Origin of the sequence: Pseudoalteromonas sp. 1_2015MBL_MicDiv, from assembly GCF_002407505.1 — a bacterium.
Classification (GTDB): domain Bacteria; phylum Pseudomonadota; class Gammaproteobacteria; order Enterobacterales; family Alteromonadaceae; genus Pseudoalteromonas; species Pseudoalteromonas fuliginea.
Genome location: NZ_CP012737.1, coordinates 3,858,016 through 3,876,419, shown reverse-complemented (window position 1 = coordinate 3,876,419; position 18,404 = coordinate 3,858,016). Strand labels below are relative to the sequence as shown.

General features: G+C 35.4%; 15 protein-coding genes. 5 read left to right on the top strand and 10 right to left on the bottom strand.

The features are described 5' to 3' along the window. From AOR04_RS17310 to AOR04_RS17270, 10 genes are all read right to left on the bottom strand, one after another. On the bottom strand, positions 1 to 2,364 hold the full coding sequence (locus AOR04_RS17310; protein WP_096794016.1) for a S9 family peptidase: 2,364 nt from the start codon (positions 2,362 to 2,364) through the stop codon (positions 1 to 3). Continuing rightward, complete coding sequence (locus tag AOR04_RS17305; protein WP_096794015.1) at positions 2,357 to 4,750, bottom strand: ABC transporter permease; 2,394 nt, start codon at positions 4,748 to 4,750, stop codon at positions 2,357 to 2,359. Before AOR04_RS17305 ends, AOR04_RS17310 begins: the two co-directional genes overlap by 8 nt. Continuing rightward, complete coding sequence (locus tag AOR04_RS17300) at positions 4,744 to 5,457, bottom strand: ABC transporter ATP-binding protein (RefSeq protein WP_096794014.1); 714 nt, start codon at positions 5,455 to 5,457, stop codon at positions 4,744 to 4,746. Before AOR04_RS17300 ends, AOR04_RS17305 begins: the two co-directional genes overlap by 7 nt. Positions 5,458 to 5,465: 8 nt before the next feature. Beyond that, complete coding sequence (locus AOR04_RS17295; RefSeq protein ID WP_232525490.1) at positions 5,466 to 6,692, bottom strand: efflux RND transporter periplasmic adaptor subunit; 1,227 nt, start codon at positions 6,690 to 6,692, stop codon at positions 5,466 to 5,468. Positions 6,693 to 6,728: 36 nt separating this feature from the next. Continuing rightward, positions 6,729 to 8,843: a peptidase domain-containing ABC transporter gene (locus AOR04_RS17290; RefSeq protein ID WP_096794012.1), complete on the bottom strand. Its 2,115-nt coding sequence runs from the start codon at positions 8,841 to 8,843 to the stop codon at positions 6,729 to 6,731. A gap of 11 nt (positions 8,844 to 8,854) precedes the next feature. Further along, positions 8,855 to 9,550: a hypothetical protein gene (locus AOR04_RS17285; protein WP_096794011.1), complete on the bottom strand. Its 696-nt coding sequence runs from the start codon at positions 9,548 to 9,550 to the stop codon at positions 8,855 to 8,857. Between the two features lie 4 nt (positions 9,551 to 9,554). Continuing rightward, positions 9,555 to 10,586, bottom strand: coding sequence for a radical SAM protein (locus AOR04_RS17280; RefSeq protein WP_232525489.1), 1,032 nt, complete (start codon positions 10,584 to 10,586; stop codon positions 9,555 to 9,557). Positions 10,587 to 10,636: 50 nt separating this feature from the next. Then, on the bottom strand, positions 10,637 to 10,810 hold the full coding sequence (locus AOR04_RS21615; RefSeq protein WP_157770558.1) for a hypothetical protein: 174 nt from the start codon (positions 10,808 to 10,810) through the stop codon (positions 10,637 to 10,639). Positions 10,811 to 10,899: 89 nt separating this feature from the next. Further along, positions 10,900 to 12,012 carry a hypothetical protein gene (locus AOR04_RS17275; RefSeq protein WP_096794009.1) on the bottom strand — a complete coding sequence of 371 codons (1,113 nt, stop codon included), beginning with the start codon at positions 12,010 to 12,012 and terminating at the stop codon, positions 10,900 to 10,902. Then, entirely contained in the window at positions 12,012 to 12,206 is a 195-nt protein-coding gene (locus tag AOR04_RS17270) for a hypothetical protein (RefSeq protein ID WP_096794008.1), read from the bottom strand. Before AOR04_RS17270 ends, AOR04_RS17275 begins: the two co-directional genes overlap by 1 nt. 202 nt (positions 12,207 to 12,408) lie before the next feature. Between AOR04_RS17270 and AOR04_RS17265 the strand changes: the two genes are divergently transcribed. The 5 genes from AOR04_RS17265 to glmS all read left to right on the top strand — a co-directional run bounded on the left by AOR04_RS17265 (position 12,409) and on the right by glmS (position 18,146). Beyond that, the gene (locus tag AOR04_RS17265) at positions 12,409 to 14,454 is read left to right on the top strand and encodes a winged helix-turn-helix domain-containing protein (protein ID WP_096794007.1); all 2,046 of its coding nucleotides are present in this window, start codon (positions 12,409 to 12,411) and stop codon (positions 14,452 to 14,454) included. Positions 14,455 to 14,578: 124 nt separating this feature from the next. After that, positions 14,579 to 14,749 carry a hypothetical protein gene (locus AOR04_RS21610; RefSeq protein ID WP_157770557.1) on the top strand — a complete coding sequence of 57 codons (171 nt, stop codon included), beginning with the start codon at positions 14,579 to 14,581 and terminating at the stop codon, positions 14,747 to 14,749. Between the two features lie 13 nt (positions 14,750 to 14,762). Next, the gene (locus AOR04_RS17260) at positions 14,763 to 15,407 is read left to right on the top strand and encodes a helix-turn-helix transcriptional regulator (RefSeq protein ID WP_157770556.1); all 645 of its coding nucleotides are present in this window, start codon (positions 14,763 to 14,765) and stop codon (positions 15,405 to 15,407) included. A gap of 114 nt (positions 15,408 to 15,521) precedes the next feature. Then, positions 15,522 to 16,286 (top strand): DeoR/GlpR family DNA-binding transcription regulator, encoded by a 765-nt coding sequence (locus AOR04_RS17255; RefSeq protein WP_096794005.1) that lies wholly within the window; start codon positions 15,522 to 15,524, stop codon positions 16,284 to 16,286. Between the two features lie 39 nt (positions 16,287 to 16,325). Next, positions 16,326 to 18,146, top strand: coding sequence for a glutamine--fructose-6-phosphate transaminase (isomerizing) (gene glmS, locus AOR04_RS17250; protein ID WP_096794004.1), 1,821 nt, complete (start codon positions 16,326 to 16,328; stop codon positions 18,144 to 18,146). The last annotated feature ends 258 nt before the right edge of the window (positions 18,147 to 18,404 follow it).

Sequence of the window (18,404 nt, the reverse complement as noted above, 5' to 3'; positions counted from 1 at the left end):
TTATTTTGAAGTGTTGAGCCACTTCTTCATCCATTCAGATTGGTGTGTGAGTAAATAGGATAAGTTTTCTTTAGCTTGATAGGTATGCCCTTCATACGGGAGCATAATTAGCTGAGCTGTTTTTTTATTAGCAATTAATGCTTGATACATTCTCATTGACTGCATTGGGTAGGTGCCAGAGTTTTGATCGCTTTCACCATGGACTAATAATAATGGTTCATTTATTTTATCTGCGTAAATTAGAGGCGATATATTAATGTATGTTTCCTTTGCTTGCCATAGATTACGTTTTTCTCCCTGAAACCCAAAGGGTGTTAGGGTTCTATTATAAGCGCCACTTCGTGCAATGCCAGCTTTGAATAGATCGGTATGCGCAAGTAAGTTTGCTACAGTAAAAGCTCCGTAAGAGTGGCCCATAACCGCTAATTTTTGCACATCAATACGACCAGTTTTCTCTAAAGCATTTACAGCAGCTTTGGCATTTAAATGAATTTGATTAATAAAGTCATCGTTAGGTTCGCTTCCATCAAATGAGGTGATTGGCATTGAGGGAGATTCGAAAACGGCAAAACCGTCATGCAGAAATACCAGTGGGCTTAGCGGATCAAATTCTCTAAATAAATTCGTTCGTACGGTATTTTGTTGACTAAGCTTTTTATTTTTAAACTCATCAGGATAAATCCATAAAATAGCAGGAATTTTATCTGATATATTATAGCTGTTAGGTAAATGTAGTGTTCCAGTGAGATCTAATCCGTCATTTCTTTTGTAGCTAATATTAACTGGCTGATTAGTAAGTTTATTTTTATTTTCACTAGAGTAAAGTAAGACCTTTTTTTTAAAACTTTTGTTCGTTAATGCGTAATATTGAGGTGCGCTTGAATTATTTTGTTTCTGTATTATTAAGGTATTATTAGCGACCCATAAAGGCATTTCTATATGTTCAGCATTGCTTAAAAATATTGTTTTATTAAGGTTGCTCAATGTATTGTAATGTTTAGCTATTGGTCTTATACCTTTTTTACTTTGACCAGAGGAAAAGAAAAATAAGTTATTATTTTGTTCAACTAAAACTTCATATCCGGCAGGTGTGCGTAAAGTTTGTGGGTCGCCAAAGTCATTATATTTATCCCGATAATCTCTTTGATGGATTAAAGTACTCGTAGGAGTTTGGGCATTAATTAAAGTTGTTCTTGCCTGCTTACTATCATAACGCCAATCTTGAAGTATTCCTGTACCAGATAAACCCCATAATACATCGTGAACTCTCCATGTTACTTGGTGTATCAATTTTTTATTGCCTGAAAATGGGCTCTCCAACTTATAAATATGATCGTGATAGATTTGTGGTAAAGACATATCTCCTTTATCACTCGCTTCGACCCAGCTGATAGTGGAACCGTGTGACGGCAGCCATTTGACCAACCTAGCACCAATAGGAACACTGTCTTTAGATTTAGGTAGGTTAATCTTATCGTTTAAATTTGGTAGGTTGTATATGGCAGTGGGACTTTCTATGTTAATGACATTATAAGACCTACCCCATTTTTTATAAGGTAAATAAGATGATAGTTTATTGGGCAGCATTGAATATAGTAAATAATTTCCATCAGGGGATACTGAAAAATAATTTAATAAACTACTTTCCGTTAAAATAGAAACTTCACCATTTAAATTAACCTTTACTAACTTAGTTTGGTTTATAGATATAAACTGATTCTTCATCTCGTCATTTATTAATAAGCTTTGGTGGGTCCGTCCTTGATCTGTTTGTAGATCAGATGACAATAAATTGGGTTTTTTACGTATATATTCAGATGACTTTATCGGCGAGTTACGTTTTTTTACTATAATAGCTTGACCATTAGGTAGCCACCTTAAATGCCTGTCGCCAAGGCTTGTAGATAAATTAATGTTAGTTAATTTTTTAAAGTCATTTTTAATTACATCATGTAACCATAGATGTGTGTTGGTGTTATTTTGAATTAAAAAAGCTATTTTTTTAGCATCAGGAGACCAATTAAAATCGACAATCACTCCTTCTACCGTCTTAATTTCTTCTCTAGAATTTTTTGAAATGTTAAATAAAGTAGCGCGGCTATATTGTTTAGTATCAACTCTGCTCGATAAATTAGTATAAAAATCCAGACCAGCTAGTTGTATGCGTTGTTGAGATAAGTACTTTATAGATGGATATTTAATTTGGTGTAAAAATAAAACCTGTTCCCCATCAGGTGATAATGAAATAGTTTCTTGCCCCGTAGACTCTATGAGATTTGCCCATTTACTATTATCTTTTTCAATAGCTTCAACGGGTGAGGGGGCAATTAACCATAGCGCTACAATAAGGTAAAATTTATTCATTTCTTAACGCCTTAATCGGATCTTGTCTTAATGTTTGGCTGATCGGGAAAAAGCTGGCGATAATCGCCAATATGAATAGTCCAAGCCAAATTGTCAGTGTTAACCACCAGTTTATAGGCAGGTCAATACTAGGTAATGACATGCAATAGCCTATAATTAAAAATGCGGTAGAGAAAGCAAGTACTAAGCTCATTGTAATAGGTTGCATTAGCTCAAATAAGCTTTCTTTTAGTAGCCTACGATTATCAGCGCCCATAGCAAGTTTAACGCCTAAACTATATCTGCGCACTTTAACTAAGTAGCTGACTATACCGTTTACTCCAATACACACCATAAGTAGTGATGTTGATGCTAATACAATAGCCAACCATGCCGCATTTAAGTGGCGCTGTCTTTTCTCATTAAACTGAGCGGTTAAAGAAGTTAAATCATTTATATCTAAACGCTTATCGGTATCGATAACAGTTTGTTGAATTTGAGAAAATGCTACACTCTCATTTGAAACAGTGAGTAGATACGAAAATTGGCGCCACCCTGGATAATCTTTAGGGGTAAATACTTCATAATTTTCACTTTCAGGGCTACCTGGAACATAAGTATTGCTGACAATACCTATAATTGAAAAATAACTCTTATTGTCAAAGCTAACTTTACTGTTTAGCACTTCACTATTGTTTTTATTCAGCAAGCTAGCGAGGCGTTGATTAATAATAATCGGTGGGTTTTCGAGTTCCTCATCTCCTTTGGCAAAGCCTTTACCCGTTATCGTTAGGTTTAGCTCAGTAAAGTAATTGCTTGTTACTAAGCTATTGCGTGCTTGGGCAATATACTGTCCTGCTTCGTTATATATTTGGTTAACGTTAACCGTTTTTGGTAATCTCATTTCTGATGAAACAGCTAAGCTGCTCACATTATTCAGCGCAAGTAGCTTTTGACGAATAGCTTTGTGTAAATTAATACGTTCGGCAGATTTATCAATATTGCTGTAATTAATGGTCAAGGAGTACTTACCTTGTGTATTTATACCGTTATCTCTTAGTGCTTCAGATAGCGTAACTAAAACTACGTGGCTAGCGGTGGTTAATACTAAAAATGAAAATAAAATTTGCAAACCGACAAGTAAGTGACTTGTCGCTGAACTCATTTGTTTACCGGTTCCCTTACCGCTACTTTGTAGGCTGTCCATTAGATTTCTTTCTTTCACAACGCTAAGCTCTATAAACGAATAAAGAGAGGCAATACTTACAATTAAAAATACTGAAAATAACATGGTATTTATACTCAAAGAAAGCGTGTCCAAGCGTTGAATAGCGTCAGCTGCTAGATTTTGAATAACCATGAACCCTATCTGAGTAAGAGTTAAAGCCAATAGTACTGCAATACTGATAAGTAAAATATTATGCTTTAATGTTTCAATAATTAGTTGTTTTTTACTGGCGCCAAATGCAAAGCTAATAGCAAGAGGTTTTATTCGTGTAATCGCTTTTGCCAGCTGCATGCTAGAAAGGTTGATAAGTGCAATTAACATCAGTAAGCACACGCCTAACAAAAGCATTAAAACCACTTTTCCACTGTCACCTTTCAATGCTTCACTGAATGCGATGACACGCGCATTTACTGTAAAGTCTTTTAAAATATTAGGAGCGTGCAGCTGTGCGCCTTTGAGCGATAATTCACTTAATTGTTTACTGATTTCTTGATCTGATATTGCAGGTTTGAACCTAACAACACTTTTGTATGCGCCCATAAAGCCATTGGATGTTTTAGGATTAAAGGTTTCATCAGCATCAATAGGTAACCAAATAGCATCATTTATATTGCTATATGTAGGTAATACCAAGTCATCAGGTGCGACGCCTATAACAGTAAAACGACGTTGGTTCAGCTGTATTTTTTTACCAATAATATTAGGGTCGCTATTATAGTGGTTTTGCCACGCACGGTATCCTAGTATCACAGACATTTGCTTTGTGCCGAGTGATTCCGCTTTGTTAAATAACCGACCAAGTAGAGGTTTTACGCCAAGTAAATCAAATAAATTATGTGAGGTGAGTATAACGTCTATTTCGGGTCTATTAGGTTGATCTAAAAGTTTATAATCAGTCCACTTATGGTAAGTAGCAACATCAGTAAAAATGGTGTTTTCGTCTTGTATATAGCTCATTACTTTTGAGTTACTTGCAGGTCCAGAGTAACCTTTAGAGTTTATTGTACCTTCAAGTAAATATAAGTTATTGCTTTGTTGATAGGGTAAAGGAGAGAAAAATACCAAATCAACTAAACTGAAAGAACTAATGACCATAGATAGCGTAAGAGCCAATGTAAATACAGTGGTAAAGTAATACTGTTTAGCACGTTTAAATGTTTTATAAGCTGTTTTTAGCATGGCTGTGAAGCCTCTATATTAAGCTCATTGTGTTCAGTAACGACTGCGCCATCTTTTAGCTGGATATTTCGCAAAGCCATATTGGCATAACGCGGGTCATGGGTAACCAATACAATAGTGGTACCTTGCTGGTTAAGATCCTTAATTAACGCCATGATTGCGTCGCCATTTTTTGAGTCTAAGTTACCAGTGGGCTCGTCGACCAGCATGATGCCAGAATCACCAGCTAATGCGCGTGCGATCGATACGCGTTGTTGCTGACCGCCGGAAATTTGATTCGGATGTAAATCTGCTTTATCTCCCAGGCCTACCTTTTCAAGGCAATCTAAGGCTCGTGCATGGCGAGATGATAAAGAATCTCCACGGTACTTCAGTGGTAGTGCTACATTTTCAAGTACGGTCATTTCATCAATTAAATTAAATGATTGAAATACAAAACCAATTCGATTACCGCGTATTTTTGCTCGTTGGTTTGAATCCATATCAGAGACTAACAAGCCATCAATATAATATTCACCACTTTGGGGTGTGTCGAGCAGCCCCATAATATTGAGTAACGTTGACTTACCACAACCAGATGGCCCAGATATAGAAATAAACTCACCGTCGTATACTGTAAAGCTAATCCCTTTTAAAATTTGGCTTACTTGTTCACCATTAGAAAAAGATTTACTTAGGTTATTAACTCTTAAAATTTCAGTATTCATGTTTTTCCTTAACCAGCAATTTTTATTGTTGTTGTTTCAGCGGGGATATCTAATGTAGAAATAATAACTTGCTCACCAGGTTCTAAGCCTGACAATACTTGGATTAATTGTCCTGATATTTTACCGTATTGAACTTTAACTCTGACTGCTTTGTTATCAAGTGTGAGCTTGAATAATGAATCATAACTACCTTCATTTGTGCCAGCGGGTTGTTTAATGTAGTTCACGTCTTTTTGTACATCTGCAAAAATGGTTGCATCGACCTGCTGCATGGGTTTCATTGTGTCTGACTCTGCAGTTTCGAGTTCGATATCAATTTGTACAGCGCCGTCGCTGATCACAGGGTCAACACGTACGACTTGGCCGCGCACTTGGTCATTCAAAGTACTGATTTCTGCTTTCATACCCATTTTAATTAAATGGGCTTGAATTTGTGGCACCTTAATTTCAGCAACTAAAGGGGAAAGACTACCAATTAACGCCAGTTCAGAGCCCGCAGTGACACTTTGTCCTAAACTTAGAGGTAGTCGTTGAATTACGCCACTCATTCCAGCTTTAACTGAGAGTTGTTCAACCATTAATTTTGCGACATCAAATTCGTCTTGTGCTTGAGATATTAAGTCATCTTGAATCGATAGGGCTTCTTTTTGCATCAGTGTTAACTTATCAAGCTTTGATTCTTCAAGGTAAATACGTTTTAATAACTGCTTGGCTTCTAGCTCATTTTTTTTGGCACTGATCCCTGAAACAATACCTGATTTAGCTAATGTACGTTCAGCTTCAACTTGCAACATGGCTATTTCAGATTGTGCTTTTAGTTCAGATACGGTTGACTCGTTATTTAACATCTCGCGTTGTTGTAGTAATACGGTTTGTCGCTTTTGGGTCTTGGCATTTTTAAGTTTTGCCAATGCTAAGCGCAGCTTACTTTCTATTCCAGGGTTATTTAAAGTAAGGATTACTGTGTCATGTTTAACCACTGCACCCGCTTTTAGTTTTATTTCGTCTACTACAGCATTACTTGTTGCGGTAAGTAACCGTTTATTAATTGATTGCAGTGATCCATACCCCTCAACTTTAATCGAAAAGTCTCCGCGCTCAACCTTCGCAATCGTAACTGAACCTTTAGAGATAACCTCTGTATTATCTGCAAACCCAAGTTGCCACCCTGAAAGTAGCATAATGGCAGATAAACCTATCAACCCTTGATAGATTAGTTTGGATGTGATTTTCATTATTATTCCTTTTGTTATACTTTGTGTGTAATTTAATTACACAGCTTGAGCTAACGTTTGGTTTTTAATTAATTCTTCGAGATCAATTATTCTATCTGCGGCTTGTATTGTTTCTTGCCTATGAGCAACGCTAATCCGTGTGATTTTCTTTGATTTTAAATACTGATTGACTTGTAGCTCGGTAATGGCATCTAAGTGGCTAGTTGCTTCATCTAAAAACAAAATGACGGGTTGGCTGTAAAGTGCTCTCGCTAAAAGCAATCTTTGTTTTTGACCTCCTGATAATGAGCTGCCTAAATCACCAACTTGAGTATGTAGACCCATAGGCATGCTCTGAATTTCATGCCATATTGCAGCGCCTTTAACAGCTTCTGTGATTTTATCTAGATCGGGTTTTGGTTCAAAGAAGCAAATATTTTCAATTAAAGAACCATTTAGTAGTTGATCATTTTGCATGACAGTTGCACACATTGAACGAAAGTTTCTCATTCCAAGCATGTTTATCGAATGCCCATCTAATAAGTAATCACCTTGTTCTGCTTTGATTAATCCAGTCATCAATTTAAGTAGTGATGATTTCCCTAAACCGGAACGGCCAATAATTGCGACTGATTCTCCTGCATTTATTTTAAAATTGATTCCTTTAAACAACCAAGGAGAAGATGTTGAGTATCTAAAATGTAAGTCGCGTACTTCGATATGCCCTTTAACGTGTTCTTTTGTTATCGATAATTGGGGGGGTTCTTGCTCTTGGCTTTGCATCACTATATCAGACATTCTACGCAAGTAAGTTGAAGCAAGCTTGAACTTAAATATATGATCTACAAGAGTTTGTGTGCTGCTTGAAAATTGTTGCCTATAAGCTAGGAACGCAATAAACATCCCTATTGTGAACTCTTTATTTATTATTAATGTGGCACCAATAAAAATAACAATTAAATACTCTATTTTACTCACTAAATCTTGGCTAATTTCTGCTGCTATAGTGATCTTTTCACGTTTTATATTTTCATTAGTTGTATCAGCAAATAAATTAAGCCACGAAGAAAGTCTTGTGCTTTCTTTTACGTAGCATTTTATAGGCATAATTGCTCTGATGGTCTCTAAGAAGTGACTATTCTCTTTTGCTTGTTTAGACAAAACTTGTTCTAAATGTTTATTCTCTTTATTGGTTAAATAAAGCCTAAGAAGTAATGTGAAAGAGAGAAATGATACAGATACTAAAGCAAGAGTTGGGGAGTAAGTGTACATAATGATTAAAGTTGTAATGCCGAGAAGCCCTTCAACAATAGCAGAAATAAATCCACGACTGATCATGCGCTGGACCTCATTAAACGCTTCAAACCTTGATTTTATATCTCCAACATGGCGAGATTCAAAAAAGGAAAGTGGTAAATGAAGTAAATGGCGCTGAATATTAGCTTTTACTTGAAAGCCTAAGTTTTTGTCTAAATATAAAATTGCAGCAGAGCGAACAATATTGCTGAAAGTTGTTAATAAGGTGATAGCTATAAAAGCAATCAGCAGCCATATTAGTACTCCATTATCAGAAAGCGGTATGCCATGATCTATTACAATTCTTATATAGTATGGGGATATAAGAAGAAAGCATTGTAGAATCAAAGCAATAATAAATATTTTAAATAAAGACGATGCCAATCCTTCAATATTACCAATAAATGCTCTCAGCGGCATTTTTACTCGCTCATCAGCGACGATAAACTCTGATGATGGGGTAAGTTCAATGGCTATTCCAGTAAATGCTTCAGATACTTGTTTCCAGTCAAGTTTGATCTTTCCTTTAGCTGGGTCATGGATGACTATTCCAGATCTATTAACAGAAGCTAGGGTGACGAAGTGATTAAAGTTCCAATGTAATATTGCAGGTCCCTTTAGTTTTGAGAGCTGCCCTAACTCTAATTTTAACACTCGGCCAGACAGGCCAATATCATCGGCTATTTTTAAAATGTGCTTAACAGTTATCCCTTGAGTTCCAACAGGATAGCGTTGTCGCATAGCAAGCATATTGACTTTGTAGCCATGATAAAAAGCAATCATAGCTATGCAAGTAGTTCCACATTCAGCTACTTCACTTTGTAAAAAAAGTGGTAATTTTGATGGTTTAAAGTCAATATAATCGGTTAGCCGCATTTAAATTTTCACTATTTAATTAAGTTTATAACTTTTTCAGATTGTTGAGTGAGAAGTATTTTTATATCAGCAGAAGGGGATAATTGAGTATAATTTCTAGTTTCTAATTTTAAATATACTTTTTTCTCTTTATCATTAGACTTGTTTCCAATAATCATTGTAACAATGCCATTTAATATATCCTCATTAGCAATTATTTTTACTTTATCGTTTATATTTATATTTGTTTTTTCATTTTTTAATATCCAAAAAGATAATTCATTATCAAGTGGTGTGTTTAATATGTAGCCTAAAGGCTCAAAAGGTTTTGTTATGTTATTTTCGGTTTCAGAGTGAAAGAAAAAACCATCAATTGGAGAGCGTATAAAATCAGTGTTAAGTTCACTTTCATTATTTAATTTAGATATAGATAATATTTTCTGATCTTTTTTTACACTTTCTCCACTTGTTGCAAGGTGCTTATTAATAATTATAACTTCATTATAAATAATGGGTGTATAGTTTTCTGGAGATACCTTTACACTTAAATTTTTACTCGTTGAAAAAGTTAAAATGTTAATAATAAAAAAACTAAATAAAAATATAGCGATTAAAATAAAAATTGAATTATTAATGATTTTAGGTTGTTTTATAAGTGACTTACCTATATCGCTAGATTTGTATTGATTTCTAAGTGCTTCTTTTCTGAACATATTAACAATTGACATGTTGTTAACTTACTTTCTTAACAGCAATATCGCCAACAACACTGTTACTATTCATATAGCTTAAAGGGCAACCCATTTGCCAGCTATCAAGCGTAGTAAAACCTTTAACCCACGTACTAAATTTTTCATTATTTAAGGTCAATGTTCCATCGGGGTTAATTTTTCCAACGGCATTTCTGTCATCATTTAAAGCAACTGTACATTTGTTAAGATTGCCATTTGCTCTAATCCCAATTGAATTTGGTTTACCGGCATAGCATATATAATTAGTATCAGGATTGATGCTTCCAGTTTTTACTGTGTATCGTTGTGTTAGTTCTTTCACTAAATGAACGGCGGATTTTTTTGATGTTAAATCCGTTATCACTTTTTGATTATCTCCACCAAGGTTAGTAATTGCTTGAAAAAGCAGATTAAATCGATTGTCTTTTTGGAGAGTTTGATCGTAGCGTTCGCAAAATTTTAACACGCTCTCATGGTTTAAATCAGTTACATGAACTCTGAGTGTTATGGAAAAACCTAAATCGGTATTTGCCGCATCTAGCAATCTTGTCCAAATTTTATCAAAGCTACCACGACCACTTCGTGTTAATCGAGTTTTGTCATGCGACTCTTTGTCACCATCAATAGATATTTGAAAGCTGTTTTGTTTTAGTTCTACTAATCTTGTAAGTGTTTTAATATCAAGCAGAAAGCCATTAGTAGTTAAATCACCTGTAAGCTTACATCCATACTTTTCAGCGAGTGATAAGCTATATTCAGCTATATCAAAAAGAATATCTTTAGCTAATAAAGGTTCACCACCAAACCAACTTAAAGATAAGAATTCCAGTTTTGGAATCTTATTACGAATTAAAGTTTTTGTTGCTTCCACCAACCAATTAGGCATTTTTCCTATTTCGAAATCTTCATAGCAATATACACATCGAAAATTACATTGTTCAGTTGGGAAAAGTATAAGTTGGAATTTTTTATTTGTAAGGCTATTTGCAAGATGTTGTCTAGAAAAACCTTTTACTTTTTGCACATTAGACATGATATTCCTTGTGTATGGGGCTGCTTTTAATAAGCAGTCCCCATTTTATTTTAGTTGCTATCTTTAGATTTACAGCCAAAGTTGATTGTTATACCTTCTTCTTCTTCTTCTTCTGGAGAAAAGCCACCTGCAACTGCATTAGCTAGCTCTTCACTTAGTTCAACCTCACCTGATTCGTTTAATTTAATTTCTTGGCTTTCGATATTTTCAAATTTCTTAGTCATTTTATTTTCCTTTATTAAATGTTAGTACCTCTTCAAGGAGGTGAAACTACTATGACTAATTTTATATGATCTGATAACTGTAATATTTACTAGCTTCTTAATAAAAAATCATTTAAATATGAATTTATTCTTTCTAAGTAATTATTAGTTTCTTTTATTTCTTTTATTTTTATCGTTTTTTCTATTCTTTTTACTAGGGCTATATAATCTGTTTTTTTGTACAATTCGTTTATTTTTATTTTATTTAATTCACTTGGGTAGTTATCTTGTAAATTACAAAGAGTCATGCCGTAGTTAAATTCATCATTTATTTCTATATATTTTTTTAGAGTCTTTTTTACAAGATAAGAAGATGGGGGTAGTTTTTCAATTTCAATTAGATTTGATGAAAAAGTTAATAATAATAAGGAGTCAAGAGGCGTTTTTTCCATCGTTGAGATTAAATGTTTCATAACGGTGTTTGCTTTATTAATTTTCTCCATCCCCATGAAAGCCTCATAGAGACGAAAGCTATACACCCCATTCTTAATGCATGTTGTTTTATTTATTTGTTGCCAACAAAGCTGAATTACAGCTTCATATTCTCCTAAGCCTATTAAAGCTGTTACTTTTGCTTCTAAATACACATCGCTATTCTTCAATTTTTCAGGAATTATTGCTTTAAGCTTAAGTACTTCACTAAAATTTGATTCTAAAATATAGAATTTCAAAAGCTCATCAAGTGTAGCTGCATATAGTGTGTGCCATTGCTCACCTAAAATTTCTTCATTTACAGTTATACCTCCGAGGTTTGCTCTGTCTTGATTTGCGATAATAGCTATTTCATTCATTAATGATTGAAACGCAGATTTCTGATTCGTGAGTTTGTAAAGCCGCAGTAAGTTAATGGTTGGATCTATTAAATGAACTAAATTTTGACTCTGTTTATTTTGTATATATTTATCTGACCAATAGGAAATGGCACGATGTAAAAATTGTTCGGCTTCTTGTGTTTTTCCTTGATAAGCTAAAATGAGAGGAAAAGTATTGATAAGCCAGTGTAGAGTTTCATTGGAATCAGAATTCTGATTGAGAATATCACTATCAAAAGCAATGCACATTTTTTTGCACCATTTTTCGAGATTTGATAAAGATGTTAAGTCTCGCTTTTCAGTAAACCGTTTTAATTTTGGATGATATTGTTTATAAAGTGTAGCCTCCATTAATTAATACCTTCGTGGTTTGTCGCGATTTTAGATTTTTCGTCATTATCCTTTACTTGGCAATACACCTCATCTGGACTGATATACCCTCCTACAAGCGCATCAAGTAACTCCAAGCTTGTAATTTCTATCAATCCGTCATTTGTTCTGTGAGCAGTAATTGCATGTTTTTCATTTTTTATGTTGTTATGCATTGGCTGTACCCTATAACTTTGAATTAAAAAATACAGCCTATTATGGTGTTTTGGTTTTGCAATAATTAATGCGTGATATATGGGTAACTAAAACATAACTTATAAAAAAATCAATTACTTAAAACTTTGTGGCAATTGCTATTGCAGTGAGTTACTATATTGTTTGTTAAGGGACTGTTAAGGTTTAAGTGCGGCTTCATTTATGTTAATTAGGTTTGGTGAATATTGTTTAGACACAGAAGAGATGTCTCTTCAAGTAAATGAGCAGTCTGTTGTACTAGAACCAAAAGTTTTCGCTGTATTGATGTACTTTATTGAACATCATGAGCGTTACATATCAATGGATGAATTACATGAAAATTTATGGAAAGACCGCTGTGTTTCTGATGCTGCTGTAAGGCGAATTATAAGCAAAATCCGCATAGTATTGAACGATGACCATAAGAACCCTAGATACCTTCAATCCCTCTCCAAACGAGGGTATAAATTAATTTGTCCCGTATTTAAAGTTGCTCCGCTTGTAGACAAGAAAAGCGAAGAAAGTTTAGCTCGCAATAAAGTTAGTAAAAGTAAGGCTTTTCTATTTCTTATTATAGTAACCATCTTCGTATTTTCATTAGCCTATTTATTGGCGAAAAAAGAAGATCATGAAATTTCAGTCGTCACTGAGGTAGTCAGCACAGTTGACTCAAATAAAACATCAGTCGCGATTTCGAATGATGGTCGATACATCGCATTTACAAGTAAATTAAGCCGTGGAAATAATTTCCAAATTTACATAAAGGATCAACAAAGCCAAGCTATAAAGGTGCTTGTAGATAATACGATTCTGCCTACAGGTTTAGCTTTTTCACATGATGGAAGCCATTTGTTCTTCTCTGATAATTTAGATGGGGTGGCATCGCTAAAGCGGATAGATCTTACTAGTAAAGAGCATGGCATAGATGTTTTAGTTACACACTTTTCTTTTATAGCCGATGTTTTTATAGGTATAAAAGATAGTGCTATTTATTTCTCGGGGCAAAAGAGTCTCGAAAGTGCAATGCTTATTTATAGATTAAATGCAGGTTCAGGTTTAATCGAAGAGGTTACTTCTGTTGCTCAAAAAGGGGCTCATGATAGCCGGGCTGATATTTCACCGAATTTTGGTCAGTTAGTTGTACTCAGGGTTTACATGGATAGTAAGCGTAATGGTATAAGGGTATTGGATCTAAATACGGGAAGTATTCTTTTCAATTATGAGCAGAGTAATATTATTTATAGTGTTCAGTGGCTTGACGATGAACATATCGTTTTATTAGATGATAAGAAGCTGGCTAAAATCAATGTTAGAACAGGGCGCTTAGATAACATAATTAATAAAAACAAAGGTGTTGTTTCATTTGATGTGGTAAGCCCAAACATGCTACTTGTTATTAGAGATAACGACATAATCAATACAATCATTGAAAAAAAACTGCCTTTAAGTAACTTTAAAAATATTGAATTGATTCAGGAAAGACAATCAGGACAAAGTAGTATTATCGATTATCAACCCATAGGAGATAAGGTTTGGATGATCGAGAAGCTTAAAGGTGTAAGCGATTTAGCTTTTTATCAAAAGGAAAAACCTAAAGAAAAGGTTGTGTTTTTAAGCACGGAAAAATCACTTGAGTTGATAGCGCCATCTTTGTCTGGGCAATATGTGCTACTTAAACTCCAAGGTCGTATTACTATACTAAATACGTTTAATAATAACTTAACCTATATATCTAAAGTAGATGAAATAATAGGTGACGTTGCTTTTTCAGATGATGAAACATCTATTTTATATAGTAAAAAAAGTAATGGCGACTGGTTGGTTTTTGAATATTTTATTAAAGAAAAAACTAAATCTATCATTTTTGAGGGTTATCGTTTTGTCCGACAATTTAAAGGCGACTATATATTAGGTGATAATACAGGACAGTTGTATCATTATGATGTGAATCTAAAAGCGATGGCCCTATTGCCAATAAGTGTGTCGAAAGAGAAGTATACGAATTGGACTGTTGTGAATGGTAAAATTTTCTGGAGTGGCCATAACTTGATAAATACGACATTCTATGAAATTGATGTGGATGATGTTGATGGCTCTAGCCTAAGCTCTAAAACTTTTGACTTTAGTGTGATTAGACCAAAATTTCATGTGGACAAAATAAATAATTTAGTTGTAGTTGATAGTTTAGGAAATAAATATAGTGAAATAATTTCCATTAAAATTCAGTGATTTATGAGTGTGATTCATTAGGTTACGAAAAAGTTTTTAGTTTGTTATTGATATATTGCCTCTTCTAGCTCAAATTTGATGTGAAGCATATAACAACTAAGCAACTACCTAATAAGGGTCTACTATGAAAAATATTTATGTGAAATCTTTAATCTTTACAGCCATTTCTGCTCTTTTAATGCTAGCAAGTATAGATGGTGTTAGTGCGGGTTATGACACCTTACAACTTAGTGATAATGATTCACCTAGCTCTAATTGTGTAATATATCCTATATTGTGCAGAAAAGAATCTTAGATGAGTTATGGCCATGGTTAACATAAATGAGCTTCACACTCGAATTCGTCTAATAAATTCGGTAAGTAGTTTTAATAATTTTTTTTTAGATATAAAGAATACTTATAACTATGTTCAAATGGGGATTGTTATTTTTGAACTCTCTGACTTATTTCAATTTGATGTGAGCCATTTTGGTAATTTTAATGATGCTTTTTTGGATAACATTAAGTCTAATAATGAATTGGTCCGTTATTGCGTCAATGAAGTAAAAACGATTCAACTTAGTGAACTCAGCAAGGGCTGCGAGTTTACACTAATTATTCCGATAAGCTTACACAATAACAAGTTTGCCTGCTTGGTGATTGAATTGCCAAGTTTGAGTGTTGAATCACATAACATTCAAGTTATGGGTGACTATTGGCGAATATTCTTGGTAGAAATCTTTGAAGCGTATAGGCGAGTATTTAGCAGCAATGCCGTTAAGATAACGCGAAGAGAAAAAGAGTGTATTCAGTGGGCTTCCATGGGGAAAACATCGTGGGAAATAAGCCAAATTCTAAGTATTAGTCAAAGAACCGTTGATTTTCATCTAACAAATTGTATTAGAAAAACAAACAGCACAAACCGACAACATGCAATTGTTAAATGTATTTTAAGTGGGCAATTACTTACATAATATATGAATTTTCCAGAGTAACCAAAAGCGCATTTTGCGCTTTTTTTGATCTACATCTTGCCATTTGAATCGTTTCGTTTAAAATCTATTAACTTTCGAAACGAAACTTAATTTATGACTAAACGAAACACACAGCAACGTCGTCACAATATCTTGGTTCAAGTTAATGAGCTAGGTGAAGTCGTGGTTGAAAAGTTAGCACAGCAGTTTCAAACCTCCGAAGTAACCATTCGAAAAGATTTAACCGCGCTTGAAAAAAGTGGCTTATTGCTGCGCCGCTACGGTGGTGCTATTGCGCTACCAAAAGAGATTGTTAGCGATGAAATAGATTCTAAGCGCAAAGTCGCAATAGCAAAAGCTGCAGCAAAGCTTATAAAAGATCATAACCGCATTATTATAGATAGCGGGCGCACTACTGCTGCGATGATCCCTGAGCTTGCAAATAAGCGCGGGCTCGTTGTTATGACTAATGCCATTAAAGTGGCTAGTCGTTTGTTAGCACTCGAAAACGAACCAACACTTTTGATGACCGGTGGAACATGGGACCCGCATTCTGAGTCATTTCAGGGGCAAGTTGCCGAAAATGTATTATGCTCTTACGACTTCGATCAGCTATTTATTGGTGCTGATGGCATAGATGTAAAACGTGGCACAACCACTTTTAATGAGTTGGTGGGCTTGAGTCAAGTAATGGCAAAAGCTGCTCGTGAAGTAATCGTAATGGTTGAATCTGACAAAATTGGCCGAAAAATACCAAATTTAGAATTACCGTGGAAAATAGTAACCACATTAATAACCGACAACGGCTTAGCTGACGATAAACGCAAAGCAATTGAGGCGTGTGGTGTAAAACTAATTTGCGCAGAGATCATACAATAGCTACTCAGTAGCAAGTATTTAAAAATTAATGGAGACACTATGTGTGGAATAGTTGGGGCAGTTGCAGAACGCCCAGTAAATAAAATTTTAGTTGAAGGCCTTAAACGCCTTGAATACCGTGGTTACGACTCAGCAGGCGTAGCCTTGCTTGATGGCAATACACTTAATACCGTAAAAGCAGTCGGTAAAGTAGTTAACGTAGAAGCGGCTCTTGAACAAGCCGGTGTTAGCGGTCATACAGGTATTGCACATACTCGCTGGGCAACACACGGTAGCGTAACAGAAGCCAATGCACACCCACATGTTTCAAATAGCCAGCTTGCACTTGTCCACAATGGTATTATTGAAAACCATGCAAGCTTACGTGCTGCGCTTAAAGGTGACGGCTATGAATTTTTATCAGACACCGATACCGAAGTTATGGTGCATTTAATTCATCAATTACGCCAACAACACACTACATTGTTAGCCTCTGTTCAAGCTGCTGTAAAACAGTTTGAAGGCGCTTTTGGTACCGTTGTATTTGATAAAGACAACGACAACGAAATTATTGTAGCGCGCTCAGGTAGCCCACTTGTTATTGGTTTGGGCCTTGGTGAAAACTTTATTGCGTCTGATCAACTTGCATTATTACCTGTTACTCGCAGCTTCATCTTTTTAGAAGAAGGCGACGTAGCGCGTATTACCCGCGACACAGTCGAAATTTTTGATGCAAACGGTAACGCCGTTGAGCGTGAAGTGATTGAATCAAACATTACGCAAGATGCATCAGGCAAAGGCGATTACCGCCATTACATGCTAAAAGAAATTTACGAACAGCCACTTGCTGTACGTAATACCCTTGAAGGGCGTTTAAACGACGATCGTGTAGCAATTGATGCCTTTGGCGAAAGCGCTCAGCAAATATTTAAAGATGTAAAACACGTACAAATTATTGCCTGTGGTACGTCTTACCATTCAGGTATGGTTGCACGTTACTGGCTTGAGCAATTTGCCGGTGTTAGCTGTAATGTAGAAATAGCTTCTGAATTTAGATACCGTCAGTCGTTTGTACACGAAAACAGCCTACTTGTTACTATTTCTCAATCGGGTGAAACGGCCGATACGCTAGCGGCATTACGCCTAGCTAAAGAGCAAGGTTACATGGCATCAATGACCATTTGTAACGTACCTGGCTCATCGCTTGTACGCGAATCAGACCTTGCCTTTATGACCAAAGCTGGCGCTGAAATAGGCGTGGCATCGACTAAAGCGTTTACTACGCAATTAGTTGGTTTATTAATGCTTACTGCGTCTATAGCTCAAGAAAAACAGCTTGATCAAAGTGCAATTGTAAATGCTATAAAAGTACTCCCCGCTAAGCTTGAAGAAACATTATTACTCGCTGATGGCATTGCAGACCTTGCAGAAGAGTTTGCCGACAAGCACCATTCATTATTTTTAGGCCGTGGTTCGCAATATCCAATTGCAATGGAAGGCGCGCTTAAACTTAAAGAAATTTCGTACATTCATGCAGAAGCCTACGCCGCTGGCGAGCTAAAACATGGGCCACTCGCGCTTATAGATGCCGACATGCCAATTATTGTTGTCGCACCTAATAACGAATTGCTAGAAAAGCTTAAATCAAACGTAGAAGAAGTACGCGCACGTGGCGGTATTATTTACGTATTCGCAGATAAAGATTCAGCCTTTGCATCAGACGACACAATGCGTGTAATCAACGTAAACCACACTGACGACATTATTGCGCCAATTGTTTACACCTTGCCATTGCAGCTACTGTCGTACTACGTAGCGGTAATTAAAGGCACTGACGTTGACCAACCACGTAACTTAGCTAAATCGGTTACGGTTGAGTAAAATCAATGAGTTGGTGATTACCCGTTAAAGATAAAAAGGCGCTCAATGCGCCTTTTTCATTGGCTTCTATTCAAGGTTTTATCGCATTGATGGTAGCGAGTACTTTCTGAAATTCGTAGGGGCTATATTTAGCCACGAATGCCTCATATTATGCTATTTAAAACTTAATTGATTTAATATAACTCCCGAAAGGAAACCATCGAAGACCTTTCCCACTTTTTAATTTATTTGTAAATTTAATTACTTAATTTTAGAGCG